We start from the raw sequence: 223 nt of genomic DNA on the forward strand, positions 1-223 counted from the left end.
CAGCGGCGTTGCGGCCGCCCAGGCCTGTGGGGCGCAGGCGACCGGGTAGAATGTCAGTCCTTGGCCGCGTCGGCGCGGAAAGCCGCAGAACAGTTCCGGCAGCCGCCGCAACTCGATGTAGACAGAGGCGTGGAACAGACCGTCGAAGATCCGGGCTACCTCCCGCTTGAAGCCGTAGCGGGCGAGGCCCAAGGCGATCAGCGCGTTGTCGTGCGGCCAGACC

Annotated in this window: 1 pseudogene; it reads right to left on the reverse strand. The window is 68.6% G+C overall.

Annotated features, from left to right (window positions below):
- Positions 1-223: pseudogene (locus tag E4K09_RS24115) on the reverse strand (amylo-alpha-1,6-glucosidase); the annotation flags it as partial.

This window comes from Microvirga pakistanensis (assembly GCF_004458765.1).
In the GTDB taxonomy this organism is placed as follows: Bacteria; Pseudomonadota; Alphaproteobacteria; order Rhizobiales; family Beijerinckiaceae; genus Microvirga; species Microvirga pakistanensis.